Source organism: Xanthomonas floridensis (assembly GCF_001642575.1).
GTDB lineage: Bacteria > Pseudomonadota > Gammaproteobacteria > Xanthomonadales > Xanthomonadaceae > Xanthomonas > Xanthomonas floridensis.
Genome location: NZ_LXNG01000045.1, coordinates 17,245 through 44,180, shown reverse-complemented (window position 1 = coordinate 44,180; position 26,936 = coordinate 17,245). Strand labels below are relative to the sequence as shown.

Genomic DNA, 26,936 nt, shown 5'->3' with positions numbered 1-26,936 from the left:
TGTGAGAGAGAGAATCGCGATGTCCACCTTGCACACCCTGCGCCTGCATGCCCTGGCCTGCGCGGTCGTTTCCTGCCTGTGCGCGCCCGCCGCGCTGGCACAGGACACGCCAGCAGCCGCGCCCGCCACACCGCCGGCTGCCGACAGCGCTGCGGTCAATCTGGACTCGGTGTTCGTCACCGGCACCTCCACCGCCACCACCAAGTTGAAATCCAGTGTCTCGGTCAGCACCGTGGGCGCCGAGGCCATCGAGCAGTCGGCGCCGCGCAGCACCGCCGAGATCTTCCGCAACATTCCCGGCATCCGCTCCGAATCCAGCGGCGGCGAAGGCAATGCCAATATCGCCGTGCGCGGCCTCCCCGTCGCATCCGGCGGCGCCAAGTTCCTGCAGCTGCAGGAAGACGGCCTGCCGGTGATGGAGTTCGGCGACATCGCCTTCGGCAACGCCGATATCTTCCTGCGTTCGGATTTCACCTTGGATCGCATTGAGGCGATTCGCGGCGGCTCGGCCTCGACGTTCACCAGCAACGCGCCCGGCGGCATCATCAACTTCATCAGCAAGACTGGCGACACCGAAGGTGGCAGCGTCGGTGTCAGCCGCGGTCTGGACTACGACAACACCCGCATCGACTTCAATTACGGCGCGCCATTCGCCGAGCAGTGGCAGTTCAACATCGGTGGCTTCTTCCGCCAGGGCGATGGCGTGCGCGATGCCGGCTACACCACCGACAAGGGCGGCCAGCTCAAGGCCAACCTCACCCGTCTGTTCGACAACGGCTACGTGCGCCTATACGGCAAATACCTCAACGACCGCGCCGCCGGCTATCTGCCGGTGCCCACCTCCGTGCGCGGCCGCGACGGCTCCCCAGACCTGGGCGGCTTTCCCGGTTTCGATCCCGGTAACGACACCTTGTACAGCCGCAATTTCCGCACCGATGTCGGCCTGGATGGCAACAACCGGCCGCGCCGCACCGACCTGGGCGACGGCATGCACCCGATCTCGCGCACCATCGGCGCCGAAGCCTGGTTCGACCTGGGCAGTGGCTGGAACCTGAGCGAGAAATTCCGCATCGCCGACAACAGCGGCCGCTTCGTCAGCCCGTTCCCGGCCGAAGTCACCGATGCCGCCTCGCTGGCATCGTCCATCGGCGGCGCCGGTGCGCAGCTGGTGCAGGCCGACGGCCCGAATGCCGGCCAGGCCTACACCGGCACCGCGATCCGCACCCATCTGTTCAATGTCGCCATCAACGACCTGGGCAACGTCACCAACGACCTCAGCGTTTCGCGCGAGTTCGGTGGCGACGGCCGCACCCTCAACCTGCGCATGGGCTATTACACCTCACGCCAGACCATCGACATGGACTGGACCTGGAACTCCTACGTGCAGAGCCTGGGCCGCGACTCGCGCCTGCTCAACGTGGTCGACGCCGCCGGCGTGTCGCGCTCGCAGAACGGTTTGTACGCGTATGGCACGCCGTTCTGGGGCGATTGCTGCATCACCCGCAGCTACGACGTGCGCTACGACGTCAACGCGCCGTACGTCGCACTGACCTTCGACAGCGGCAAGTTCAGCATCGACGGCAGCCTGCGTTACGACATGGGCGATGCGCGTGGCAGCTACAACGGCACCGCGATCGCGCAGAACCTGGACGTCAACGGCGACGGCGTCATCCAGCCGGTGGAGCAACGCGTAGCCACGGTCGACACCGCCAACGCACGCCCGGTGGACTACGACTGGAACTATCTGTCGTACTCGTTGGGAACCAATTACCTGATCAACGATGACCTGGGCGCCTTCGCGCGCATCAGCCGCGGCGCACGCGCCAACGCAGATCGCCTGTTGTTCGGCGTGGTGCGCGACGATGGCTCGGTGTCGTCCGACGAGGGCGTCAACGTGGTACGCCAGGCCGAAGCCGGCCTGAAGTGGCGTCGCGACGGGCTGAGCCTGTTCGCCACCGCGTTTTCCGCACGCACCCAGGAGCAGAACTTCGAAGTCACCAGCCAGCGCTTCTTCAACCGCAGCTACGAAGCCCACGGCGTGGAGTTGGAAGCCAGCTATCGCTACGAGGGCTTTACCGTCAACGGCGGCCTGACCTGGACCGACGCGGAGATTTCCAGGGACCAGATCACTCCGGAAAATACCGGCAATGTGCCGCGTCGTCAGGCCGATGTGGTGTGGCAGCTGACGCCGAGCTATCGCGGCGACGGCTACCAGTTCGGCGTGAACCTGATCGGCACCACCGACGCCTATACGCAGGATTCCAACCAGCTGAAGATGCCCGGCTACACCCAGGTCAACCTGTTCGGCGACTACCGCGTGACCGATGCGCTCACCGTTGCGCTCAACGTCAACAACCTGTTCAACACCTTTGGTCTGACCGAAGCCGAAGAAGCCACGATTCCGGCCAACGGCATCATCCGCGCGCGCTCGATTGCCGGCCGCACCACCAGCATCAGCCTGCGTTACGACTTCTAAGGACCCCGTGCCGGGCGCTGCCCGGCCGCTGCCAATGAGTACCTCCCCCAACGATCTCACCCCATGGCGCGCGGCATTTGCCGCGCCGCTGGATGCATCGCAGGCAGGCGCGCTGCTGGCGCGCTTCGATCGCCACGCACCGCGCCTGCTGGCGGCGCTGCACACGCTGTATGGCGAGCGCGGCGACTACGCGCAATGGCTCACACACTGGCTGGCTGCGCTTGGCAGCAGTGCCCAGCAGCGTCCGCAGGCGCTGCAGCAGCTGGATGCAACGCGCAAACCTGGCTGGTTCGGCGAGCAGCACATGCTGGGCTACAGCGCCTACGTGGACCGCTTTGCCGGCACACTGCAGGGTGTGGCCGAACGCGTGCCTTACCTGCAGGAGCTGGGCGTGCGCTACCTGCACCTGCTGCCGTTCCTGCGCGCACGCGCCGGCGACAACGATGGTGGCTTCGCGGTCAGCGACTACGGCCAGGTCGAACCCAGCCTCGGCAGCAACGACGATCTGGTCGCGCTCACCACACGGCTGCGCGAGGCCGGCATCAGCCTGTGTGCGGACTTCGTCCTCAACCACACTGCCGACGACCATGCCTGGGCCCGCGCCGCACGCGCCGGCGACACGCGTTACCTCGACTACTACCATCACTTTGCCGACCGCCAGCTTCCCGACCAGTACGACGCCACGCTGGTGCAGGTCTTTCCGCATACCGCACCGGGCAATTTCACCTGGGTGGAGGACACCGCGCAGTGGATGTGGACCACGTTCTACCCCTATCAGTGGGATCTGAACTGGAGCAACCCGGCGGTGTTCGGCGAGATGGCGCTGGCCCTCCTGCAGCTGGCCAACCTGGGCGTGGAAGCCTTCCGACTGGATTCCACTGCCTACCTGTGGAAGCGACCCGGCACCAACTGCATGAACCAGCCCGAGGCCCACACCATCCTGGTGGCGCTGCGTGCGGTGGCCGATATCGTGGCGCCTTCGGTGGCGATGAAGGCCGAAGCCATCGTGCCGATGGCCGAACTGCCTCCCTACTTCGGCAGCGGCGCAGACCAGGGCCACGAATGCCATCTGGCTTACCACAGCACGCTGATGGCGGCCGGCTGGTCGGCCTTGGCGCTGCAACGCGGCGATATTCTGCATCAGGTGATTGCACACAGCCCGCCGTTGCCGGCCAACTGCGCATGGCTGAGTTATGTGCGTTGTCACGACGACATCGGCTGGAACGTGTTGCAGCACGAAGCGGCAGGCAATGCCGCGCAGCCACCCTTCGCACTGCGTGACGTCGCGCGCTTCTATGCCAATGAGGTGCCTGGCAGCTACGCGCGCGGCGACAGCTTCCAGAGCAGCGGCGACGGCGTGCACGGCACCAACGGCATGGCCGCGGCGCTGACCGGCATCCAGGCCGCACAGGAGACCGGCGATGCAGCGGCGTTGCGCATTGCAGTGGATCGACTGGTGCTGCTCTATGCCATCGCGCTGGCGATGCCGGGCGTGCCGCTGATCTACATGGGCGACGAACTCGCATTGCCCAACGACATCGGTTACCGGATGGATGCGCACCGTCAGCATGAAGGCCGCTGGCTGCATCGCCCGGCGATGGACTGGCAGATCGCCACGCAGCGCAACGATGCAAATTGCCTGGCCGGGAAGGTGTATCGCCGACTACGCGCATTGATCCAGCAGCGTGCGGCAATTCCCGCACTGGCCGCCGATCAGGCGCTTGGCAGCATTGCGCTGGGCGACCCGCAGCTCTTTGCGTTGACGCGTGGCGACAGCTTCCTGGCCGTGCATAACTTCGGCGAGCAGCCACGTGAGTTGACGCTTGCAGCGATTGGCGGTGATGGATGGACGGTGTTGGCGACTGACGATGGTGTGGATGCCGCAGCGCCGAGCGATCGCGCAGTGCTTGTGCTCCCGGCTTACGGCGTTCGTTGGTTGAAGCGCGGTGTTTGAGCATGCCCGCGGGGATGCGCTGCGCGGTGATCTGCAGCGCCTTGAGTAAGCCGCGCCCTTACCCCCAACCCCTCTCCGACGGGAGAGGGGCTTGCACCTCTTGCACCTGGATTTTTATCGCTTTCGCCCGGGGTACTGGGCCTTCCCATCGACCTGGCGTCACCGCTTTCGGTACGCGATGAGGGGCAGGCACCTTACGGTTATTGAGATGCAAAGCGACAACCTAAGAGCAACTAACAAGACGACTGCGCTCGCCGCCAGGCGGGCGCGGCCGGTGCCCGGTGCGGCATGTACCACGCGTACACATACCACGCGTACACAGCGGTTCCTCCGTGCCGCCGACGCCCACCTGACGACTGCTCGCTACGTTTCGTAAGCGACTCTAAGCAGCAACGATCGATGGATCGTCGCTGCTTCCAATGTTTCTGCTGCTGTCGCTGTCGCTGTCGCTGTCGCAAGACTTCAGCAGAAAAATCGGACGACAACCGGGATCAGCGCTTCGCGAGCTCGAGCAAGGTCTCAGCGGTCTTTTCCGACGAGGCCGGGTTCTGGCCGGTCACCAGGGTGCCGTCGGCGATCACATGCACCGCCCAGTCGGCCTTCTTCTCGTACTTCCCACCGAGTTCGGTAAGCACGTTTTCGACCAGGAACGGCACGATCTTGGTCAGACCGACCGCCTCTTCCTCGCCATTGGTGAAGCCGGTCACGCGCCGGCCGTTGACCAGCGGCTTGCCATCGCTTCCCTTGACATGACGCAGTGCGCCTGGCGCATGGCAGACCAGGCCGTGCGGCTTGTCGGCTGCGGCGAAGGCTTCGATCAGCGCGATCGACTGCTTGTCTTCGGCCAGGTCCCACAGCGGGCCATGACCGCCCGGGTAGAACAGCGCATCGAAATCCGCTGCTTTGACATCGGCAAGGCGATGCGTGGTGGCCAGCACCTTCTGCGCTTCGGCATCCTGCTTGAAGCGCTTGGTGGCCTCGGTCTGCGCATCGGGCTCGTCGCTCTTGGGGTCCAGCGGCGGCTGGCCGCCCTTGGGCGAGACCACGGTGATGTCGGCGCCGGCATCCTTGAAGACGTAGTACGGCGCGGCGAATTCTTCCAGCCAGAAGCCGGTCTTCTTGCCGGTATCGCCCAGCTGGTCGTGAGACGTGAGCACCATCAAGATTTTCATCGCATTGCCTCGTGTTATGCCCCGAATCGGGCGAGGCGTGCAGTGTGCAGTCCGGCTCGTTGCAGCCTCGTGTAAACCGCACGGGCGTGCCTGCGCAGGTTCACCGACGCGATCACCATGTGATCGCGTACATGCACTCATCAAACGCAGTGTGTCATCTCAGACATTTATTGCCGGTGGCTGCAATTGATCCATACGGATGCGATTGGCGAACAACGAAAACGCCAGCATGCCGGCCAGCCCGCTGACCCGGCTCACCCACGGCGGCAGCCAGCGCGGCGCAACCAACACCCCGCTGTCGAACAAGGGCGCAAACCGCGCCACATCGCCCAACGCCATCTTGCCGGCGAACAGATAACGGCACAGCTGCAGTTGGTCGCGCTGCAAGGCATGCCGGAAAAAGGTATGCACGGCGACCAGGCCGCGCAGATACACGGTGTCCTTGGTGAACGCGCCGCCGCCTGCAGTGGGCACGCCGCGGAACACGCGTTGCGCCGACGAAAAGCTTTCGGTGGCGCTCTGCCCGCTGCCGGTGAAATAGCGGAACACCTCGATGAAGTCGGCGCCCGCGCGCGCCATCGCAATCGCCTCGATGCGCAGGCTGATTCGCTTCATGCGTTCGATATCGATGCTGCCGGTGATCTGCTCGGCGAACGTGGCCAGCCCTTCCTGTGTCGCCGTGGTGCGCGGCGAGGAAATACCCAGGCTGGGCAGATGCACCTGCGCGCGCCCGTTGAGTGCGGTGAGCGAATGCACCAGGGCTTCGTGATGGAACAGCTGCGCACGGTCGTAATCGCTGAAAGTCGCGCCGCTGCGCAAGCGGATGCGGTGCGCGCCGGCCGCCGCCTTGGCGAGCAGATCCGGATCCAGCGTGACAGTGATGACGCGTCCTTCGAAGAAGGCATCCAGATCGTTTTGCAGCTGCATGCGCAGGGCGGTTGCCGACACTGGCACCTGCTCTTCCGGCGCCAGCAGTTCGCGGTCCAGTTCCTGCGCGATCTGGATGAAATGCCGCGCCGCCTCGCGCGTGGTCGGACCGTTGCCCGGCATCGGGTCGTCGGGCACGCCGAACAATTGCGCCGAGTAATCGCTCACTGCCGGGGTGCCCAGCGATTCCAGCAGGCCGGCAGCCAGGCCCCAACTATGTGTCGAGTCGATCAGGTAGGCGCCCAACGGGTGATGCGGATCGGCATCCTTGGCGATCGCCGCCAGCTCGCGCCGGGTATCGCCGAAATCCAGAACCGGATACTCCACCTGCGGCAGCTCAGGCTGCCCGCGCGCCACACCCTGCAGAAACGGCTCCTGCAATGCACGCGGCCAGCTCGCCAGGGCGAGCAGGCGCACACCGCGCACGGCCTTGACCAGGCGCGCATCCAGCGCCGCGTGGTGGACGATGTCCGGCGGCCCCTTGCGCGCTGGCATCAGCGCCGTCCGGGACGATCGACGCTGGCCGGCCGCTTGCCCGAGCCCTTGCCACGGGCGTTCTGGGCGACGCGGGTCGCGAGCTTTTCGGCCGCAGCGGTCACTTCCACGCGCAGCTTCATGTAATTGGCCACCCGCTCCGGATCCAGCTCGCCGGCCTCGATCGCCGCCTGCACCGCACAGCCGGGCTCGGCGATATGTGCGCAATCGTTGAAGCGGCACTGCGCCGCCAACGCCTCCACATCCGAGAAGCCGCCTTCAGCCAGATCCTCTTCGCCAGTCGGTTTGAGCTCGCGCATGCCGGGCGTGTCGATCAGGCAGGCACCGGACGGCAACGGAATCAAGGCGCGGTGGGTGGTGGTATGCCGGCCGCGCGAATCGTTCTCGCGCACCGCATTGGTCTTCATCTTCTGCGACCCGAGCAGGGTATTGGTCAGCGTCGACTTGCCGGCACCGGACGAGCCCACCAGCACTGCGGTACGGCCATCGCCCAGCCATGGCCGCAGCGCCGCCACGCTGTCCGGATCCTTGGCGTTGACCGCGCGCAGCGGGATGTTCTGCGCTTCCAGTTCCTCCAGCACCGCCAATGCGTCCTCGGCGTATTCGGTCTGGTCGGCCTTGGTCAGCACCACCACCGGCTCGGCACCGCCGCCGCCGACCAGCAGCAGATAGCGTTCGATGCGGCGCGGATTGAAGTCCGCATCCAGCCCGCACACGATGAACACCGTATCGATGTTGGCCGCGATCACCTGCTGGTGGTAATGCTCGCCAGCCGCACCGCGCTTGATCGAGGTGCGCCGTGGCAGCAAGGCCACGATGCGCTTGCCCTCCATCAGCACCCAATCGCCCACCGACGCCCGCTCATGGCTGGGAAACCGCGGCCGCTGCCACTCCGGCAGCGACTCGGCCTTGAGACCGGCCTCCGGCGTATCGGCCACCACATAGCCGGTGCGGTGCTGCTCCACCACCCGCGCCGGCAACGCCTGCGGATGCGCGGCAAAGAGCGCCTGCCAGGCAGGATCCTCGGCAGGGCCAGGCCAGGGCCAGCCAATGGACTGGAGGGTGGGGTAATCGGGGAGTGCGTTGCTCATGGGGCGATTCTACGCCCACTGCTATTTGCGGCATCCACCAGCGCGCAACACCACGTAGTTTGCAGCCCAAACCCCGCAAAACCGATGACGGCCTTTGCGGGGAAAGGATTCAGCAATAAAGACCGTCAGACCGCAGCGATCATGAGATGTGGCTGATTGCTGCGTTCGCTCCAGGATTGCGCATAGACCTCCTGTCCCGCTTCGCCCTGTGCCATCGCACCAATCAGTTGACTCAACTCCGCCCCACCGACCAAGCTGTCTACTTGATCGGAGGTGAGTTCCATCCAATTCCGGTCGTACAGCCGGTCGACACGGTTGGCACTCTCCGTGTACCAATCCTTGAACGTCAAACTACCGGATTGATCACTCAACGTTGCGACCATGTCATCGCCAATACGATCGAACCTGAATTGATCGAATGCGGCTCCGCTCACACGCAACATATCTTCGCCGTAGACATCGACATTCACGATGGTGTCGTGACCTTGCCCAGCGGTATAGATGTAGAAGTCATCGCCATCGCCACCAACCAACGTGTCGTTGCCATCTTCGCCATCCAGCTCATCCCCACCATCGCCACCGTACAAGACATCGCGCCCGGCACCGCCATAGATGGTGTCATACTCACCTAGGCCGCTCAGCACGTTGTCTTGCGCGTTCCCGCTTAGCCAATTGCTGAACTCATTCCCGGTACCGTTTACGGCTGTACCGACCAAAATCAGCGACTCCAGCTCCTCAGTCAAAGTAAAGTCGATGCTGGCGGCCACCGTGTCACCATTGCGATAAGGATGTTCGCCCATTGCGGGAATGCCAGGGGCTCCTGAATCCCCGACAGATGAATTCGTCGCGTCGCTCGACAACTGCATCGCCATTGCCATGGGGAATGAAGGAGCCTCGTCCTCGGCTTCGACGATGACATCACCAAGACTGTCGACATAGTAGAGATCATCGCCACCACCGCCTTCCATGCGGTCGTTACCGGCCCCACCAATAAGGGTGTCGTTACCCCAGGCACCGATCAGAATGTCATTTCCCGCACCGCCATCGATCCAATCGGCCCAGGAGGAGTAATCATCCACAGCCGCGGCGGTCAGAACATTGGCGCCAGCATTGCCCTGCAGGGTGTTGGATTCTCCGTTGCCAGTCCCGTTGAGATCGGCAGTTCCATCAAGAATCAACCGCTGCAAGTTTACGCCCAGCGTGTAATCGATACTGCTACGTACCGTATTGATTTCTCTCGTCCAGGAATCACTGGCATACCCATTATCGAAAATCGAATCGCTCGCATCATCCACCACGTAGGTGTCGCTACCCTTGCCGCCACGCATCACATCCGCACCGGTGCCGCCGTCGAGCAGGTCGTCACCGCTGTCGCCTTCTAATTGATCATTAGCCTCCAGCCCAAATAGCTGATCATTGCCGACGCTTCCAAGCAGGATGTCGCTGCCCGCAGTTCCGTTCAAGGTTACGTCCGGGTTCACGGCATTGGTATGCAGCCATGCGGAATCCCAGACAGTTCCGTTGGCGAAGACCATCGATTCGATCGCCGCCATGCCGCCTTCGCTAAAGAATCCAACGATGGTGAGCGGCGACTGACCCTCCACATGCACTTCCATATCGTTGCCGAGCTTGTAAAGGGTCACGTCGCTTGGTGACAAGTCAGCATTGAACAGGACCCGGTCCGTTCCACCGGCATCGTGTATCGCCTGGCTCCCATAGCCCTTGCCGAACACGTAGGTATCCCCGGAAGCACCGCCAAACAGGCGCGCCTCCCCTGGCCCGATATCGAACCAAGTGGCTCCCGCCGTTTCACGGTGGACCTCGCCCAACGTATTCTGGATGCCGATGACGTAGCCGCCAGCATCCTGAAGATCGGCATAGGGCACACCATCGATGTTGACCGCGATAGCTTCGAGAGGTGCAACAAGCTTTGCCAGGATGTCCTCTTGAACCCAAATGGTGCCATCGGCGAAATGTAAAGCATCAATAGGGCCACCACGGCTCCAGTGTTCGTCGGTGATGAAGTGCCCCAGGACGATCAGCCGGTCGGCATGGCCGTCGATGTCAATCACCAATGCATCGCCGGAGCGTGCGAGGCGGATGTTCTCGGTAGTAATGCCTTCACCAAGCTCAATCACATCATGATCGGTGAGTACGATTGAGCCATTGGTGATGACATCCAAGTCAGAGCCCAGGCCGAAACGGTAAATGTCGTTGCCAGCATCGCCAGAGAGAATGTCTGAACCACTGCCACCTAGCAGGACATCGTCACCCTCACCCGCTTCTATGCTGTCGTTGCCTTTCCCACCCTGGATAGTGTCGTCATGCTCGAGCGCCATCACCCGGTCATTGCCTGCTCCGGCATTGATGAAATCATCCTTGGCGTACAAACCCATCAGGTTGTCGTTGCGATGAGAGCCGCGCATGGCCTGATATAAAATCTCCTCCAGATCCCAGGTGGTGCCGTCGGTGAACACGACCTGCTCGATCGAATCGCGCGTGTTGTAAGTCAAGTAATCAAAGAAATCCAGCACGGCGATCGAATCGTCGGTGCCTTCGATCACAAACTGCAACGTGCTGCTGAAGCGATCGTCTCGATACACAACGATTTCTTCCTTCAGCACACTGGCATCGAACCTAAGCGTGTCGATATCGCCAAACTGCGGCCCACTCTCTCCCATCCAACCGAACTCCCGGATGATGTCACGACCGCCACCGCGGCCAAACTCATAGAGATCTGAACCCGCGTTTCCGTAAAGCGCATCGTTACCGGCGCCACCATTCAGGACATCAGCACCATCTTGCCCGCTAATAGAGTCATTGCCTGCACCACCCAGCAGAGTGTCATTCCCGTCATTACCGTAGATGTTGTCGTCACCCTCACCACCATCCAGATAATCGTCTTCCCCACCATTCATCCACCAATAGGGGTAGTGGGAATCTCCCTGCAACATATCGTTACCGCTGCCACCGTAGATTGTGTCCTTACCCCAGCCACCGACCAGATAATCTCTGTCATTTCCACCCCAGATACGGTCGTCGCCGCCGAAGCCATAGATATAGTCCTCGCCGTCGTAGCCGTAAAGCTGATCGTCTCCCGAACTTCCTTCGATTTCGTTAGCACCGCTCCACAACAGCTCAGGCAAAAGCTCAGCCCCATCGGCTAGGACGATCCGCGCGGTTGGTCCATTGACACCGGCATAACCCTCAATGGTGATGCTCTGACCAGTCTCGATAATAGTCATTACCAGCGCGCCATTTTTGAGCGCGTAGTACATATCAGCTGGATTTACGATATCGAGAAGCTGTACTTGTCGAATATCAGCAGCAGGATCAAAGGCTATGCTGTCGTTCCCGTAGCCGATGCCGTAGCGAAAAACATCGGAGCCTGCCCCGCCGGACAGGCGGTCGTCGCCGGTTCCGCCGTCGAGAAGATCATCGCCGTCGCCGCCTTCGAGCAGATCGTTTCCGCCCCCACCGAATACAAGATCGTTGCCGATTCCGCCATTGAGCGAATCATTACCTTCTTGGCCGTACAACTTGTCGTTACCACCCTGGCCGTAAAGTTCATCGTCCTGATCGCTACCTTGCAAATCATCATCGCCCGCAGTACCGCCACCAAGTAGGCTCAAAGCCTCAGCCCGATCCATCGCGGAGCCGTCACCAAAGACGATCCGATGCCCGCCACTGTCGCGCGCAAGAAAACCGTCCAGGCGAACCGATTGGTCTGTGCCGAATGTCATCACCAGCGCACTCCCGCTGCGCCGGAACGTCGCCTCATTCCTCGACAAGCCGCTTAGCGCGATGGTGTCGCTACCCGCCGACTGATCGCCCAAGCCGCTCACTACATCGTGACCGTCACCGGCCTTGATGAGGTAGGTGTCGTTTCCTTCTGCACCGATGAGGGTATCGTTGCCGGTGCCACCGTCGAGTTGATCGTCGCCCCGGCCACCGTCGAGGTAGTCGTCGCCTGTGTTGCCGGAGAGCTTGTCGTTGCCGGCGAAATTGCCAACCTGATCGTCACCGTAGAGGCTGTCATTGCCTTCGCCGCCGACCAACTGATCGTTGCCGCCCATGCCGAGAATCGTGTCGTCCCCAAGACCGCCATTGATCGTATCGTTGCCCTGCTCGTTTTCCGGGGCATCGAAATCGTCGCCGACAATCAGGTCGTAGCCTGTGCCGCCGTTGATGACGTCTGCACCAGCGCCCCCCAGCAACGTGTCGGCATCATCGCCACCGTCGATAACATCGTCGCCGCCTTGTCCATTGATCCAGTCCATGCCGACACCGCCGCTAATGCGATCGGCGCCATGGAATTGGGGATCCAACTGGCCGACCACGAAGTCACCGAAGATGGTGTCGTTGCCCGCATCGCCAGAGATCGTGTCATTGCCGCCGCCGCCCCAGATTTGATCCTGGCCCTCACCGCCATGCAAGCTGTCGTTACCCTGGCGCGACGCCTCCATTCCGACAGTGTCTCCGAGAATGACATCATCGCCCTGGCCACCCCAGATCTGGTCGTTACCGCCATCGCCCCGCAACTCGTCGTTGCCGGCACCACCATCGATGATGTCGTCGCCGTCGGCACGCGCTGCAGACGACAGATTGGCAACCTCTTCGCCTGCAAGGACTCCGTTGATCCGGTCCCCGAAGATCAGGTCGTCGCCGTCGTTGCCCATCAGAATATCGCTGTCATGTCCGCCGGAGATCACGTCGTTGCCGATGCCGCCATCGACAATATCGTTGCCCTCGCCGCTCATGATCAGATCCGAACCGCCACCGCCGTCGATTACGTCGCCACCATCGGCGAATAGTTCCGGATCGGGATAGAACGACGGCCCACCGTTCCGGATGGTGCCAACCAACCCCAAAAAGACGTCTTCGTAGTAGGTGCGCGCATCTTCCGCATTACCGCTGCGCAGACCGACCATGAAACCCACGCCACTGGCCAGCACCCTGTCGGTGGGCGGAGCACCGATCCACCGGTCCAGATTACGCGCCGTCCTGGCCACTTCTACGATGAAATCGTTGCCATCGCCACCATTGATGACGTCGCTGCCAGATCCGCCGTTGATGACGTCGATACCGCCGGCAGCGTCGATGACATCTTCGCCGAAACCCGTATAGAACGCCTCTGCCTCTTCATTCCCTTGAAAGACGCCATTGATGTTGGCACCTTCTGGCGTCAAATCGCCATCCCACTTCATGCCCACTGGTGGCAGAACACTTATCTCTCCGCCGAGAGAAATTCCTAATTGGCCGTTCTGCCACCGCTCGACATGGATCGTGTCGCCGCTAAGCAGATTGGTGACAATTAATCTATGGACCGGATCCGCAATCATGGTCAATCGCAAGTTACCGGTGGAATCGGCCCACGTCGTCTCCGTCAGGCGGACACCTGCCGTCACTGCTACGTTGTCGACATACACAGCGCCATCGCCGCCGCTGTCGTAGATGCGGTCTGCACTGACTAGAAGGGATTCATTGGTAAGAAAGCGGTATGTGTCGAATCCAGCGCCACCGTACAGGAGATCATCGCCCGATCCACCACTGATATCGTCGTCGCCGTTGCCGCCCAGGACCAGATCGTCGCCGCCGCCAACGGTGATGGTGTTGTTGCCGTGCAGTGCCACCACAACGTCCGAGCGAACGTCGAAATCGGAACCGACGTAGCGCATGGCGGCGCCATCCTGAACGCCCCAGCGTGCACGTTCCAGAAGATTCGTATCGAGGGCAAGGTTTTGTGTTCTTGCAGAGACATATTGGCTGAGTGAGTCGACGCCTCGCTGTGCCTGCCTGCCAAGCGCGTCAGCGTCGAATGTGATATGGCCATCGGCTCGAGTCAGGACTTCGCTCATGCGACCAGAGAATCCGTCCTGGGGCGATCTTCCGTTTGCTTGCTGATAAATTCCGGCTAGCACCACATCTACTAGGCTCGCGGCTAGATTAATTTCTTTTCCGTAGCCGTCTCCATGCAGGACGAACGAACCATCCGCACCGCGCAGGTCGGTGCCCACGATTTTCGCCACGTCAGCCGCGAGCGTGTCGAGCGAACCCTCTCCTACGATCTGGCGCTGGACCAGCAATTCAAGCAAAGTACTAGTAATACGATTTGTCGGAACAACATCTTGATATGCACCTCGAAATATTCTTGGCAGCAACTCTTTGAAATTCTTCGAGATTTCAAAGAATATTTCCGAATTCATGAACCCCGCAAGTAATGTCATCGAGTGCAGGTCGACCGCCTTGGCGAAGTCAGCCCCTACGCTTCCGCCCCAGCCAAAGATATCTTCCGCTTCCGGATCGAGCACAAGCGGATTTCCATCATTGATCTTGAACAAATTTTCAGTGCCATAGCTGAGTACCTCGCCCGCCACCACAATCTGCTGCACGTTCGATTTACGCTCGTTGTAATGGAGCAAATCGTAGTCTTCAAATTCCTGAGGAAGGGTATAGCCTGCGTACTTCAATGGTTCCAGATACAGGTCGTATGCAGAGGTTGCCGCCGACTTCTCGAAAGGCGCTTGATCGAAGACAGTCGCTTTTTTATCGAAATAGACCGCCATCAACGAAGCGAGCCCGCCGCCTAGCGAATGACCGGTGAAACTAGTCTTCGCTTGGTCCACGCCTGGCAAGCGCAGTACATTCAAGTAGAACTCTATGGCCTCGAAGACCTGTTGCGAGAACCCGCCTACGCCTGCTGGTACATTTCCCGTGATCCAGTCATCGAGCGCTTGACCTTCTTCTAGCGTTGTCCCTGCATAAGCGACCACCACCTCGCCCGTGGCCGCATTGCGATAGGCCCTAGCCATGAATCCGCTCTGCGAGATTTTCTCGTCGATCTGGTTCCATCCTTCGGGGAGCTGAACAGTATTCAGTCCCGACCTCACACTGGACTTTGCTCCATAAACATTCGCGGCCAGCTGCGAGTAATCAAACTGAAGTTTGCTAAAATCCATGGCCATTTACTCCTTTTAATTAAATTTGTATTTTATTTGCAGATCGCGTATTTACGATCACTGTAGAACTCAGAAATTCGCATCGGCGGCCCGGCACTTCTTTGTCCCGTTACATAGGAGATATCATCCCAGGACAGATAGGTCACAGGTCTATCGGCATGACGAAAGCCCCAATTCCCGGTTCCCGACAGATTGATACCCATGCGAGCGATAGGTGCTTCATGCTGATTTACCTCCTGCATTTCCCGATTGCGCCAACGATAGACACTCATCAAATAAGTTCCTTTCGGCTTGCCAACACAGAATTCTTCGAGGTCTTCATCAACAACGACCAAGTAGGCGTCACCATCCACGATATCGAAGGAAAGCATTTCCGGAACTCCCTTCACCCCGCTTTTGGCAGACCAGTGAACTCCTAAAGGCGCATAGTTAATTTCCTGATAAATAGGTGGCCCATCGGTCGAGTTGGGAAAGCCACTCTTCAGAGCTACTGAATATCGATCTACATCGATGCGCCGCCCATCGCTGAGCCACACCTGCTCCTTCCAGCGCATCGTGTCTTTGTTGCTGCAACCGCTCAACAAGGCGGCAGACATCAGCCCAGCAACCATCGCCCACCTACACATCTTCATCGCGTCGCACCTCGTTGATTACTTCTTTTTGAAATTAACCAGCACTCAGACCGGTCCAGCGAAGTGCATTCACGCAATGCCCGCTGCATTGCGTGAATGCACTTCATTGGTTACAGCAGCCTGGCCAAATCACTCCGCCCTCCTTAACTACAAGATAAATTTGGTGTTCCGGCATAAAAATCCAATACTGAACTTGGCGGCTGGTCGTCCCATTGCCCGGTAACTCTCGCAACTTCTTTCCATGACAAGTGTTGCGCCCCCCCCCCGCCCAGCCATCCTTACGAAGGATCCAGTGCGCATTTCCGGAAAGATTCATCCGCATCCGTTCAAGGGGGGCTTCGCGCTGGTCGATCTCCTGCACTCTACCGTTACGCCAACGCAAGACATTCAGCAAAAGATCGCCTTTACGGCGCCCCATGCAAAATTCATCTTGGCTTTTGCTAGCCATTGTAATCAGATAGGCATCGCGACCAACGATGTAAAAAGATTCCACCTGCGTCACACCTTCTGCCTTCCAGAGCACCTGCAACGGGTCATATCTAAATTCTTGATGCCGGGTGACAATTGACGAAGAATTTGGGAAATCAATCGTCCCTTCTGCCTGACGCTCCACCTCCACAAAGCGGCCCTCCTCCAACCAGACCTGCTCCTCCCATTTCATCTTTTGCTTGCAGCCAGACATACACGTCATGACTAAGGCCAAACCGACGAGCATCAGCAATTTCATAATTTCATCTCTCTCTAAAGGATTCCGAGCCATGCATACGTAAGGGACTCAACAAATAATCAATCACCCGCCGCTTGCCCGTTTTCACTTCCGCACTCAGGCTCATCCCGGCGCTCATCCGCACCTTGACCCCATCGATCTCCAGCGTGCTGCCGTTCAATTTGATACGTGCCGGGAACACCAAACCCAGCTTTTCGTCCTGCGCGGCATCATGGGAGACGCTGGCGACCGTGCCGGTCAGATAGCCGTAGCGGGTGTAGGGGAAGCTGTCGACCTTGACGGTGACCGGCTGGCCCGGGCGCATGAAGCCGATGTCCTTGTTCAGAACAGTGACTTCGACCTCCAGTGCTTCTTCGGCCGGCACTACGACGAGTAACGGCTGTGCAGGCGTGACCACACCGCCTACGGTGTGGACGGCCAGCTGCTGGATGGTGCCGTCTACAGGGGCGTGCAGGGCCATCAGCTTGTCGCGCTGGCCGGTCTTGGCGACGTCCTGGGTCAGCTGGCCGGCCTGCTCGCTTGCCTGGCGCAAGGCATCCAGTGCCTGCTGGCGTGTGTCGGTGACCAGCACGCGCAGCTCTTCCTGCGCCGCGCTGATCGCCGAGCGGATTTCCTGCAGGCGGTTGCGCTGGGTGGCGAGCTGGCTTTCTGCGGCAATGCGTTCCTGTTCGCGCAACAGGTAGTCATGGCGGCCGACGTACTTGCCTTCGACCAGGCGGCCGTAGTCTTCTGCGCGCACTTTCGAAATGCGTGCGGATTCGGCCAGCGGTTCGATTGCGTCCTGGGTGGTCTGCAACTCGGCCTGGCGTTGGGCGATGCTGGCTTGCAGGTTATGCCGGCGCGCCTGGAATGCGTCGAACTGGCTGCTGACCAATTGCTGCTCGTTGGCCACGCGCTCGGCGGGGAGATCCGGAGCGGGATCCAGCTGCGGCGGCAGTCCGGTGGCAATGGCGGTTGCCAACGCTGCCTGCCGTAGCGCGGCCAGACGAGCATTGACCAGCGCGTCGCCGGCCTGGGCGAACTCGGCGCCGGTGGCGGTGGCATCGAGTTCGACCAGCAACTGGCCTTTCTTCACCGCCTGTCCGTCGCGCACCAGGATCCTGCGCACCACCGCGGTTTCTGCGGTCTGCACCACCTTGGTCCGCGAGTCGACCACGGTCTTGCCTGGTGCCACGGCGACGATATCGAGCTTGCCCAGGCACGCCCACAGCAGCGCGACACAGAAGAAGCCGATGATGATGCGCATCGTCCAGCGCGCGGTGGGCGAGACAGGCGTTTCGGTCAGTTCGAGATGCGCGGGCAGGAACGCGCGCTCGTCGGCGCTGCGCGCGGGCGGATCGAGCTGGCGGCGCACCGCCCAGGCCGATTTGAAGATCTTGAAATAGCGGAGAAAGAAATCGCGCCATCCCTGGAGCAGGTGCTTCATGGTGTCCCCTGTTGCAGTCTGTATAGATGCGCGTACTGGCCTTCCGGCCGGTCGACCAGCTCGGCATGCGAGCCGCTCTCGACGATGCGTCCCTTCTCCACCACGACGATGCGATTGGCCTGCCGCACGGTGGACAGGCGATGGGCGATGATCAGCACGGTGCGTCCCTTGCAGATCGCGCGCATATTGCGCATCACTGCGTGTTCCGATTCGTAATCCAGGGCGCTGGTGGCTTCGTCGAGAATCAGAATGCGCGGATCGCCGATCAGTGCGCGCGCGATCGCAATGCGCTGGCGCTGCCCACCGGACAAACCGGTGCCGTGCTCGCCAACCTTGGTGTCGTAGCCTTCCGGCAGTTCCAGAATGAAGTCGTGGGCACCTGCCAGCTTGGCCGCATGGATCACCCGCTCCAGCGGCATGCCGGGATCGGTCAACGCGATGTTTTCGCGCACGCTGCGGTTGAACAGGAAATTCTCCTGCAGCACCACACCCAGCTGACGACGCAACCAGGCCGGATCGGCCAGCGCCAGGTCCTGGCCGTCGATCAGCACACGCCCGCGCTCGGGCGTGTAGAGCCGCTGCACCAGCTTGGTCAGCGTGCTCTTGCCGGAGCCGGAACGGCCGACGATGCCGATGATTTCGCCTGGGCGAATGTCCAGCTCGATCCCGTTGAGCACCTCGGGCGCATCCGGCCGGTAGCGGAACGTGACTCGCTCGAACGTCACCTGCCCACGGATCGGCGGCAGTGCCAGGCGGCTGCCCGGCACCTCGGTACGGGTATTGAGGATGTCGCCCAGCCGCTCGACCGAAATGCCGACCTGCTGGAAGTCCTGCCACAATTGAGCCAAGCGAATGATCGGCGCGGTGACCTGGCCGGACAACATGTTGAAGGCGATCAACTGGCCAATCGACAGCTTGCCTTCCATCACCAGCTTTGCGCCCCAGAACAGCACCGCCACGGCGGTGAGCTTCTGCACCAGTTGCACGCTCTGCTGGCCAAGCGTGGCGATACGGGTGACGTTGAAACCGGCGCTGACATAGCCGGCCAGTTGGTTGTCCCAGGTACGGGTCACGCGCGGATCCACCGCCATCGCCTTGACCGTGCCGATACCGCTGACCGTCTCCACCAGGAAGGATTGGTTGTCTGCGCCACGCGCGAACTTGTCGTTCAAACGCTGACGCAGCACCGGGGTGATCAGGCCAGAGATGGTGGCGTACAGCGGCAACGACAGCACTACGATCAAGGTCAGCCAGCCGCTGTACCAGAACATCACCGACAGAAAGACCACCGTAAAGAACAGGTCCAGCACCGAGGTCAGCGCCTGTCCGGTCAGGAAGTTGCGGATGTTCTCCAGCTCGCGGACGCGCGCGATGGTGTCGCCCACCCGCCGCGATTCGAAATACGCCAGCGGCAGCGACAACACATGCCGGAAAAGCCGCGCACCCAGCTCCACGTCGATCTTGCTGGTGGTGTGGGCAAAGACGTAGGTACGCAGTCCGGACAGCAGCACGTCGAACACCGCCATCGAGACCAGACCAATCGCGATGACGTCCAGGGTGGTCAGGCCGTTGTGCACCAGCACCTTGTCCATCACCACTTGATAGAACAGTGGCGTGATCAGCGCGAACAGCTGGATGAAGAACGAGACGATAAAGACCTCGAGCATCAACTTGCGGTACTTCACCACCGCAGGAATGAACCAGCTGAAGTCGAACTTGGCCAGGTCGCCCAGCACCGAAGCTCGCGAGGCCACCTGTAGCAACCGCCCCTGGTAACGTGCTTCGAACTCGGCGGGAGAGATGGAGCGTGGCCGCTTTTCGACCAGATCGTGGATCAGGATCTGGTCCGCCCCCACCTTTGCGACGATAAACGCGTCGCCATCCGGCACCAGGGCCAGGGCCGGTAACGCCGCCATGCCGATCCGCGCTGCCGGTTGGGCGACGACCTTGGCTTTCAGCCCCAATTGCTTGGCTGCCAGCAGCAGCGTGGTTTCGTCGAACGGCTCGCCGCCTCGTCCGAACCCATGCGCTAGTTGCACCGCGTCTGCGGCAACGCCATGAAATTGCGCCAGCAGGACCAACCCCTGCAGCCCCAGATCCGGTCGGTCTTGCACCGACGAGCCGCCCTCGACTAACGAGAGCGACGCACTTCCCCCTGACATACGCGTTCCTTGCTGTAGAGCCCAAGCCGGGCTCAAGTGATGGAATAGAATCTGGAGATGTTAAGAAGCTGTCAATCAGCCAACCCCTCGCTGACGATCTATTTTTTCGATCAGGCGTCTCCCAGGCTGAGATGCACGCATTGATGTCCGCTCATGCCATTCCCCAATGGCCATACCTACTAATAGGGAGCCGCAGCGGCGCCTCTTGACATCGTTGCCGATGCAAGCATGTCCGCCTGTCATATTTCCGCTACCATGCCAAGCCTCACGCCTACCACCGGCCCGCCGTATGTCCACTGCCCCGCAAAAGCCGCTCGCCATCCGCGAGCGTCTGTCCGAAGTCCGCTACGAGATCCGGGGCGAGCTGGCGCGACGAGCGCGGGAGCTGGAGGCGCAGGGCCGCAAGCTGATCAAGCTCAATATCGGTAACCCGGGTGCATTCGGGTTCCGTGCGCCGGAGCATCTGCAGCGCGCGATCGCCGATGACATGGGCCGCACCGATCCCTACACCCATCAACAGGGCCTGCCGGAAGCGCGCGAAGCCATCGCCACCGCGTATTCGCGCCGCCAGCACCCGGATGCGCACCCGGATCGGATCTTCCTGGGTAACGGCGTCAGCGAGTTGATCGACCTGTCGCTGCGCGCCCTGCTCAATCCCGGCGACGAAGTGCTGGTGCCCTCGCCCGACTACCCGCTGTGGTCGGCGGCCACCATCCTCAACGACGGCCGCCCGGTGTATTACCGCTGCGCCCCGGAGAACGGCTTCCAGCCGGATCCGGTGGAGATCGAGACGCTGGTGTCCTCGCGCACCCGTGCCATCGTGCTGATCAACCCGAACAACCCCAGCGGCGCCAGCTATTCGCGCGAGCTGCTGGAGCGCATCGTGGCGATTGCCACCAAGCACAACCTGCTGCTGATGGTCGACGAGATCTACGACCAGGTGCTCTACGACGGCGCGGAATTCGTGCCGGTAGCGCCGCTGGCCGGTGCGCATCCGTGCATCACCTTCAGCGGCCTGAGCAAGGTGCACCGCGCCTGCGGCTGGCGGGTGGGCTGGGCGCTGCTGTCCGGCGAGCAATCGCGCATCAACGACCTGCGCAACGCGATGGACCTGCTCGGCGCCTTGCGCCTGTGCGCCAACGTACCGGGCCAGTACGCCATCGATGCGGCGGTCAACGGGCCGGACACCATTTCGGCGCTGTGCGCGCCCGGTGGCCGCCTGTACGAAACCCGCCGTGCGGTGATCGAGGCCTGTGCGGCCAGCGCGCATCTGCAGCTGGTGGCACCGGCCGGGGCGCTGTACGCCTTCCCGGCGGTGGTCGGTGCGGCCGCACGCAATTTCGACGATCACGCGTTCGCGCTGGACCTGATGAACGAAGAAGGCGTGCTGGTGGTGCCCGGCTCCAGCTTCAACGTGCCGTACCGCCATCACTTCCGCGTGACCCTGATGCCGGAAGCCAGCGTCATGCGCGATGTGTTCGCACGTATCGACCGCGCCTTGGCACGCCGCGCCGAGGCGGTGACCAAGGTGGTGCCGCTGAAACCGCGCAGCGTGGCCTGATGGCCGCGCTGGGCATGCCGCGGCGCTATCTGGCGCTGGGCGATTCGTACACGATTGGCGAAGGCGTCGCCGCTGCGCAGGGTTGGCCGGCGCAGCTGGCCGATGGCCTGCGTGCGCATGGTTGGGCGGTGCAAGCACCACAGATCATCGCCACCACCGGTTGGACCACCGACGAATTGCAGGCCGGGATCGACGCGGCCGCGCCGCAGGGTCCGTTCGATCTGGTGAGCCTGCTGATCGGTGTCAACAACCAGTACCGCGAGCGCTCACTGGACGACTACCGCAACGAGTTCGATGCGCTGCTGCAGCGCGCGATCGAGCTTGCCGGCGGCCATGCCGCACGCGTGCTGGTGCTGTCCATTCCCGATTGGGGGCTGACGCCGTTCGCACGCGCGCAAGGCCGCGACGCCGGCCTGATTGCGGCGCAGATCGACGCATTCAACGCTGTGGCGGCGGAGCGCTGTGCCGAGCGCGCAATCCGCTTCATCGATATCACACCCACCAGCCGCGACGGCGGCGATGCGGTGGAGATGCTGGTCGAGGATGGCCTGCACCCCTCGGCCGCGATGTATGCGCGCTGGGCCGCCGTGGCCTTGCCCGCAGCGCGCGATGCACTGGGCGCGATCGGCTCGGTGGACCCGATCGGCCCTCTGCCGCTCTAGCCAGTGGCCCGGCGCCGGCAGCCGCTATCGGCGCTCGCATAAGAGAGGCAGCAGGATCATCTGGCGGCAGATCTTCCGCTCTCGTACGTCGCGGGGACCTGCGTTGCCGATGACCTCCAGCACAGCCGCCAGCACGTTCTGGCCTGTCCAGGCAGGTCGCAGAAACGCCACACCCGGCCTACCCCAATCGCGCCGCCAGGCCCTAAGCTACCCGCGCAACACGCCTGATTGCCAAGGAACGACATTGCACAGCCCCGCTACCCAACCGATGAGCCGCGCACAGGCGCTGGCCATTGCACGCGCCTTCCTGCCCCCGCATCCGCTGGGCAACCGGTACGACTACTACTACACCCAGGCCAAGCTGCGCACCGACCCGCTGTATCCGGGCGTGCTGGCACAGCTGCGCAGCACTACCGCGCCAGTGCTGGACCTGGGCTGCGGGCTGGGCCTGCTGGCCCATGCCCTGCGCGCCGATGGCCAGGCGCTGGCGTACTACGGCGTGGATGTGGACGCCTCCAAGATCCGCCGCGCGCACCACATCGCGCAGCGTTCGGCGCTGGGCAATACCAGATTCGAGGTGGTCGACCTGAGCCTGGCATGGCCGCAGCACCAGGGCAGCGTGACCATCCTGGATGTGCTGCAGTACCTGCAGTCGGACATGCAGGCCGGCCTGCTGCGCAGCGTGGCGCAGATGCTGACCCCCGGTGCCAAGCTGGTGATCCGCAGCGCCCTGGGCGACGACAGCCGGCGCGGCCGCACCAGCCGCGTCACCGACGTGCTGGCGCACCTGAGCGGCTGGATGCAACGCATGCCGCGCAGCTACCCCACCCGCGACAGCCTGCAGGCCCAGATGGATGCCGCAGGCCTGCGCGCCACGTTTGCGCCGCTGTACGGCAATACGCCGTTCAACAACTGGCTGATCGTGGCCGAACCGCGCTGAGCACGGCGGTCTTGGCACAACCAGTGCAAGCAGACCCGGTGGCTGCATGCACCGTCCCCATTGCTGACCTGCGCACCGGACGCGCGCCGTGCTCCCCCTAAAGCAGCTCACACTCCTACTGCGTGGCCGCCAGGCGGGCACGGCCGGCGCGGAGGAATCGGCATGTACCGCTCGGACACGCCGGTTCCTCCGCGCCGTGCGCACCTGCCTGACGATCGCTCGCTGCGGTTTGTGAGCGCTCTTAGAACTTCCAGGATAGCGTCAGCTCCACATCGCGCGGGTCTCCGTAGATCAGCTGGCTCTGGTAGACGATGTTGGCGTAGTAACGCCGATCGAACAGATTGCGCACATTGAGCTGCGCCGACCATGCCTGGGTGATGTCGTAGCGCGCCATCGCATTGGCCAGCACCACGCTGCCCTGGGTCAGCCGCTGCGTCGTGCCTTGCGGCCCCGCCATCAGCTCGTGGATGGCCGACTGCCAGCTCAGCCCGCCGCCCAGTCGCCACGGTCCGGTCTGCCAGCTGGTGAACAACGTGGCTTCGCGGCGTGGGCTGGTCGGATTGACGTCCACGCCGCTGGCGTCGTTGGCATCGAACTGGGCAAACCCGAGCGCGATGCGCCATTGCTCGGACAGCTGTCCATCGAGCTGAAACTCCACGCCCTGGCTGACCGTGCCCTTGGCAGCCAGATAGGCCTGGGTGGTGGTGCCCGGCACCAGCTGCCCCGGGTCGTTGACGGCCAGGTTGTCCTGTTCGATACGGAACAGCGCCAGTGCGGCGTTGAGCTGGCCACCGAAGTACGCACCCTTGGCGCCGATCTCGTAGCTAGTGCCTTCCAGCGGATCCAGATAGCGCCCGCCGCGGTCGCGATTGTTCTGCGGCTTGAAGATGCCGGTGTAACTGGCATACAGCGAATGATGGTCGTCCACATCGAAGATCAGGCCGGCATACGGCGTGGTGCGGCCTCGGCGCGCATAGGAATTGGCCGGCAGCAACTCATCGGTGCTCTTCCAGTCGGTGACGCGCGCGCCGACGATCGCCTTCAACGCATCGCTCAGCTGGAAGCGCCCGGCCGCGTAGGCGGCCACCTGGCGCACCTGCCGCTCTTCGCCCTTGCTCAGCGGCGACCATGCTGGCTGCGCCATGGTGCCGGTCCAGGCGTAGACGCTTTCGGCGGTCAATGCTTGCAGAGGTGCGTTGGACCAGCTGCGCACGTTGCGATTCATCCAGGTCGCGCCGGCCACAATCTCGTGCTCGCGGCCCCACAGCCCCAACGGCAGGCTGACATAGGCATCCAGACTGTGTTGCGCGCTGAGCGTGGGGTAGCTGCCGCCGAAGGTGCTGGACAGGCCCAGGCCGGTGTCCTTGTCCGGATAATCCAGATAGCCGAACAGCACCGACTTCCAGTCGGTTTCAAAACGCTGGTGTGAATATTCCACGTGCAGCTGCGCGCCATTGTCGAAGCGGTGGGTCAGCCCGGCGAACGCGTTGGTGGTATCGGCCACGCCACGTGCCCAGCGCGGCGTGAACGCATCCGAGCGCGCGAAGTCGGTGCGACTGCCATCGCTGAAATATGCCGGCACTCCGCCCCATGTCGTGCCGCGCCCATCGTTGCGCTGCTTGTTGACGCCGATATAGCCGCTGGTGGACGCGCTGAAATCGGCATCGACAATGCCGTAGAACAGCGTGGATTGCTTGCTGTAGTAATCGCGGAAGGACTGTTTGTCTTCGTAGCTGGCCACCACGCGGCCGCGCACGTTGCCGGCGGCATTCAATGGCGACTGCAGATCGGCCGTGCCGCGGTAGCGATCCCAGCGACCGGCCGACAGATCCACGCGGCCGGTGGCCACCCCGCTGTCGGCATGCTTGCGCAACAGGTCGATGGAGGCGGCCGGGCTGCCCGCACCGGAGGTCAGGCCATTGGCGCCGCGGACGATTTCCACGCGGTCGTAGATCGCCATGTTTTGCTGCACATCGCCGCTGTAGTCGGTGGGGATGCCATCGATACGGTAGTAGTCCACCTCGAAGCCGCGTGCGGTGATGTAGGTGCGCTCGGTATCCCAGGTCGGCGAATTGAAGCCGGCCACGGTGTCGGTGACGTCCTGCAGCGATTGCAGGTTGCGATCAACGATCTGCTGGCGCGTCACCACCACCACCGACTGCGGGGTATCGCGCAGCGACAACTCCAGCTTGGTCGAACTGCGCGCAATATCGGCAGTGTAGGAATCGCGCCCTTCGCTGGCGGCACCGCGATGTGCCTGTACCTGCAGGCCATCCAGATCCACCGGATCGCGCGCGGCCGACTGCGCGGCAACCATCCACGGCCATGCACAGGCCACAGCCAGCACGCACGGCGTCAAACCGACGCGCGACGAACGGAAATCCGCACGCACGGCGGCACGCGCGGAGACATTGCGATGAAACATGGGGTCAGCCTCATGATCGGAACTGCCGTCGACGACGGCCATGGAGGCTGGCGCGGAGCGCGGCGCGAAACAGCGCGATCCGGAAGCTGGCTGGGGCGCGCATGTTCGATCTGCTTGAAACTGCTGTCAATAGAACGCAGGCGCGCGCGGCTGACCCTGCGGCACGCACTGGTGTGACCTGACGGAACACCACTCGCATGCGACGCAATGGAAACTTCCGCGTTACACCTCCATACGCACTGCCGCCACTGCGTTCGTTGTATCGCCGCGTCTGGCTCCCTGATCCAGCACCTGGCTGCTGCGCCAGCCCAGCCAGGGCAACACGCAGCGCGCAGCGCGCGTAATGATCGGCTTGACGACCACGGGCGCTACCGGCAGCAGCGGCCTGATCGTGCGCACTGGCGTATCGCTGCAGTCTCGATGCAACGCGGCGCACCCACTGCGTCAGCCGCCGGCACCGGCACCGGCACCGGCACGCCAAGCTACGGCGCCGCGTGCGCTGGCAGCGCACACCGCCCGCGCCAAGCTCAATCCGGCCGCCGCCCCGCCAGCCCGCGCGCCTGCATCGCGTCCAGCACGCCGCGCAGGATGGTGAGGTTGTGGCCGTGCGCGGCGCCCTCGTGCAGCAACACGATGGCGCCGGGGTGCAGGTCGCGCACGATGCGCGCGACGGTGGCGTCCGGCTCGCAACGCACGCCGTCGAAGCCGCGCGCGCTCCAGGCCACCCGGGTCAGCCCGTGCGCGCGCAGCGGCGAGGCGACGAAGGGGTTGGTCATGCCGACCACCGAGCGGTACAGCCGCGGCGCCTGCCCGGTGATGGCAGCCAGGGTGCGCTGTGCCAGGCCGATCTCCTGCGCCATGCGGTGCGGGCCCAGTGCCCAGAACCAGGCCTGCGGATGGGTATGGCTGTGATTGCCGATGCCGTGCCCGCGGCGCACGATCTCGCGCACCAGCTCCGGCCGCTGCTCGGCGCGTGCACCGACCACGAAGAATGTCGCCTGGGCATCGTAGGCGTCGAGCAGGTCCAGGATCGCCGGGGTGTCGTCGGAGGGGCCATCGTCGATGGTCAGCCACACCTGCGGCGCCGGTCCCGGCAGCCGCGCCAGGACCGGCGCATACAGCCGCGCACGCGGCAGGAACACCGGCACCACGAACAACGCATGCGACACCAGCAGCGCCGGCAGGCCCCAGGCCCAGCCCAGATGCCACCACAGCACCGCCACCGCGACCTGCGAGAGGGCGAACAAGCCCACCCAGCGGTAGGGGTGGGAAGGGATGCGATACAGCGTTTCCGGCGTGGTCATGCCGCATGATGCCATGCGGCGTA

15 protein-coding genes and 2 other RNA genes are annotated in these 26,936 nt (G+C 62.7%); 7 read left to right on the top strand and 10 right to left on the bottom strand.

Going from position 1 to position 26,936, the window contains the following annotated elements; genetic code table 11:
* The first annotated feature begins 19 nt into the window (after positions 1-19).
* From A7D17_RS18330 to A7D17_RS18320, 3 genes are all read left to right on the top strand, one after another.
* Positions 20-2,476 (top strand): TonB-dependent receptor, encoded by a 2,457-nt coding sequence (locus A7D17_RS18330; protein WP_064510405.1) that lies wholly within the window; start codon positions 20-22, stop codon positions 2,474-2,476.
* Between the two features lie 34 nt (positions 2,477-2,510).
* Complete coding sequence (locus A7D17_RS18325) at positions 2,511-4,430, top strand: alpha-amylase family protein (RefSeq protein WP_064510404.1); 1,920 nt, start codon at positions 2,511-2,513, stop codon at positions 4,428-4,430.
* A 288-nt stretch (positions 4,431-4,718) separates the two neighbouring features.
* A non-coding RNA gene (locus A7D17_RS18320) (sX9 sRNA) lies at positions 4,719-4,809 on the top strand.
* Between the two features lie 112 nt (positions 4,810-4,921).
* On the opposite strand, the gene A7D17_RS18315 is transcribed toward A7D17_RS18320, so the two are convergent.
* From A7D17_RS18315 to A7D17_RS18270, 8 genes are all read right to left on the bottom strand, one after another.
* On the bottom strand, positions 4,922-5,602 hold the full coding sequence (locus A7D17_RS18315; RefSeq protein ID WP_064510403.1) for a type 1 glutamine amidotransferase domain-containing protein: 681 nt from the start codon (positions 5,600-5,602) through the stop codon (positions 4,922-4,924).
* A gap of 159 nt (positions 5,603-5,761) precedes the next feature.
* Positions 5,762-7,024 carry a flavohemoglobin expression-modulating QEGLA motif protein gene (locus tag A7D17_RS18310; protein WP_064510402.1) on the bottom strand — a complete coding sequence of 421 codons (1,263 nt, stop codon included), beginning with the start codon at positions 7,022-7,024 and terminating at the stop codon, positions 5,762-5,764.
* Complete coding sequence (gene rsgA, locus A7D17_RS18305; RefSeq protein ID WP_064510401.1) at positions 7,024-8,115, bottom strand: ribosome small subunit-dependent GTPase A; 1,092 nt, start codon at positions 8,113-8,115, stop codon at positions 7,024-7,026. The genes A7D17_RS18310 and rsgA overlap by 1 nt, the downstream gene beginning before the upstream one ends.
* A 125-nt stretch (positions 8,116-8,240) precedes the next feature.
* Positions 8,241-15,074: a calcium-binding protein gene (locus tag A7D17_RS18300; RefSeq protein WP_239692252.1), complete on the bottom strand. Its 6,834-nt coding sequence runs from the start codon at positions 15,072-15,074 to the stop codon at positions 8,241-8,243.
* A 32-nt stretch (positions 15,075-15,106) separates the two neighbouring features.
* Complete coding sequence (locus A7D17_RS23365; protein ID WP_239692251.1) at positions 15,107-15,670, bottom strand: hypothetical protein; 564 nt, start codon at positions 15,668-15,670, stop codon at positions 15,107-15,109.
* A gap of 139 nt (positions 15,671-15,809) precedes the next feature.
* Positions 15,810-16,433, bottom strand: a complete 624-nt coding sequence (locus tag A7D17_RS18280; protein WP_239692250.1) for a hypothetical protein — start codon at positions 16,431-16,433, stop codon at positions 15,810-15,812.
* A 4-nt stretch (positions 16,434-16,437) separates the two neighbouring features.
* Positions 16,438-17,859, bottom strand: a complete 1,422-nt coding sequence (locus A7D17_RS18275) for an HlyD family type I secretion periplasmic adaptor subunit (RefSeq protein WP_064510397.1) — start codon at positions 17,857-17,859, stop codon at positions 16,438-16,440.
* Entirely contained in the window at positions 17,856-20,021 is a 2,166-nt protein-coding gene (locus tag A7D17_RS18270) for a type I secretion system permease/ATPase (RefSeq protein WP_064510396.1), read from the bottom strand. Before A7D17_RS18270 ends, A7D17_RS18275 begins: the two co-directional genes overlap by 4 nt.
* A 289-nt stretch (positions 20,022-20,310) precedes the next feature.
* Between A7D17_RS18270 and A7D17_RS18265 the strand changes: the two genes are divergently transcribed.
* From A7D17_RS18265 to A7D17_RS18250, 4 genes are all read left to right on the top strand, one after another.
* On the top strand, positions 20,311-21,582 hold the full coding sequence (locus A7D17_RS18265) for a pyridoxal phosphate-dependent aminotransferase (protein WP_064510395.1): 1,272 nt from the start codon (positions 20,311-20,313) through the stop codon (positions 21,580-21,582).
* The gene (locus tag A7D17_RS18260) at positions 21,582-22,244 is read left to right on the top strand and encodes an SGNH/GDSL hydrolase family protein (RefSeq protein ID WP_064510394.1); all 663 of its coding nucleotides are present in this window, start codon (positions 21,582-21,584) and stop codon (positions 22,242-22,244) included. The genes A7D17_RS18265 and A7D17_RS18260 overlap by 1 nt, the downstream gene beginning before the upstream one ends.
* 268 nt (positions 22,245-22,512) lie before the next feature.
* Complete coding sequence (locus tag A7D17_RS18255) at positions 22,513-23,184, top strand: methyltransferase domain-containing protein (protein WP_064510393.1); 672 nt, start codon at positions 22,513-22,515, stop codon at positions 23,182-23,184.
* Between the two features lie 162 nt (positions 23,185-23,346).
* Positions 23,347-23,422, top strand: a non-coding RNA gene (locus A7D17_RS18250) — sX9 sRNA.
* Positions 23,423-23,425: 3 nt separating this feature from the next.
* Here A7D17_RS18250 and A7D17_RS18245 read toward each other — a convergent pair.
* On the bottom strand, positions 23,426-25,609 hold the full coding sequence (locus tag A7D17_RS18245) for a TonB-dependent siderophore receptor (RefSeq protein WP_064510556.1): 2,184 nt from the start codon (positions 25,607-25,609) through the stop codon (positions 23,426-23,428).
* A 527-nt stretch (positions 25,610-26,136) separates the two neighbouring features.
* A complete protein-coding gene (locus A7D17_RS18240; protein ID WP_193395363.1) occupies positions 26,137-26,928 on the bottom strand; it encodes a polysaccharide deacetylase family protein in 792 nt (263 codons plus the stop codon).
* Between the last annotated feature and the right edge of the window lie 8 nt (positions 26,929-26,936).